This is a genomic window from Alistipes sp. CAG:29 (assembly GCF_000435435.1).
GTDB lineage: Bacteria > Bacteroidota > Bacteroidia > Bacteroidales > Rikenellaceae > Alistipes > Alistipes onderdonkii.
The window spans coordinates 112,410-113,732 of the sequence record NZ_FR893483.1 but is presented as its reverse complement, the minus strand read 5'-3'; the positions used below and the strand labels follow the sequence as shown (position 1 = coordinate 113,732).

Sequence of the window (1,323 nt, the reverse complement as noted above, 5' to 3'; positions counted from 1 at the left end):
GCCCGTACCGCCGACGGTGATGTTGCCGATACAGATGACCGGGATGTCGAACTTCTCGCTTTTGAGGATACCCCAGTCGAAGAGACGGTGACGGAAAGTCACCCCCGCCTTATAGAGGAGAGCCGCAGGAGCAAGCAAGCATTTCAACATTTCGGGTCGGTTTATCCATACAATTTTTCAAAGGTAGCAATAAATCTCCGGAACACAAAACAAAAAAAGCAAATCTCGGGCCTGACCGACAAAGGAATAATAAAATTGGAGATTCCTGCGTTTTTTTCATATCTTTGCTTGCGTCTATGAGAAGTTTTAAATTACCGATATGCGCCCTGCTGCTCGTAGCCGCAGGGGCGTGCGACAGAACTACGCAACAGGCCGCGGCCGAAAAGGAAGAAGCCGCGCCGCAGAATATCGTTTACGGCATCAACGCCGACAACTACCGCACCGAAACGGGCGAGGTGGGCAGCGGCGAAACGCTGGGGAAAATCCTGAACGGGTACGGCGTTTCGGCCCTTACGGTCGACAGGCTCGACAAAGCCTCAAAAGAGATTTTCCCGCTGCGCAACATCCGCGCCGGGCATAAATACACCGTCTTCATCCACGAGGATTCGCTCTATGCCCCCCACCTGGACTACTTGGTCTACGAACGCAACATGTCTCAATACGTGGTGTTCGGGTTCCATGAGGATTCGGTCAGCGTCCAGACGGGAGAAAAGGAATTCACGGTACGCCGCACCAAGAAGAGCGCCACGATCAATTCGTCGCTGTGGGGTGCGATCATGGAGGAGCACCTGCCCTATGCGCTGGCCGCGGAAATGGAGGACATTTACCAGTGGACGGTCGATTTCTTCGGCATCCAGAAGGGCGACAATTTCACGGTGATCTATGACGAGCGCTTCATCGACGACAGCATCTCGGCCGGCATCGGCCGCATTTGGGGCGCCAAATTCTGTCAAGGCGGCAAGGAGTACTACGCCATCCCCTTCCGGCAGGGCGGCAAAGTCCAGTATTGGGAATACGACGGCGGAAGCCTGCGCAAGCAGATGCTCAAGGCGCCGCTGAAATACACACGCATCAGTTCGAAGTTCACCTATGCGCGCAAGCATCCGATCTACAAGGTATACCGGCCGCATACGGGCGTCGATTACGCGGCGCCGAAAGGCACGCCCGTACATGCCGTAGCCGACGGTGTGGTGACCTTCAAGGGCTGGGGCGGCGGCGGTGGCAACACGCTCAAAATCAAACATGCCGGCAACCTGATGACGGGTTACCTGCACCTGAGCGGCTATGCCAAGGGTATCTCGAAAGGCTCGCGCGTTTCGCAGG

Annotated in this window: 2 protein-coding genes; one reads left to right on the top strand and one right to left on the bottom strand. The window is 55.9% G+C overall.

Annotation, left to right across the window (positions count from 1 at the left end):
• A partial coding sequence (locus tag QVP03_RS10615) for a tetraacyldisaccharide 4'-kinase (protein WP_288210763.1) occupies window positions 1–150 on the bottom strand: 150 nt, incomplete at its 3' end.
• 146 nt (window positions 151–296) lie between these two features.
• Between QVP03_RS10615 and QVP03_RS10610 the strand changes: the two genes are divergently transcribed.
• The coding region (locus QVP03_RS10610) for a peptidoglycan DD-metalloendopeptidase family protein (protein ID WP_288210762.1) at window positions 297–1,323 on the top strand (1,027 nt) is incomplete at its 3' end.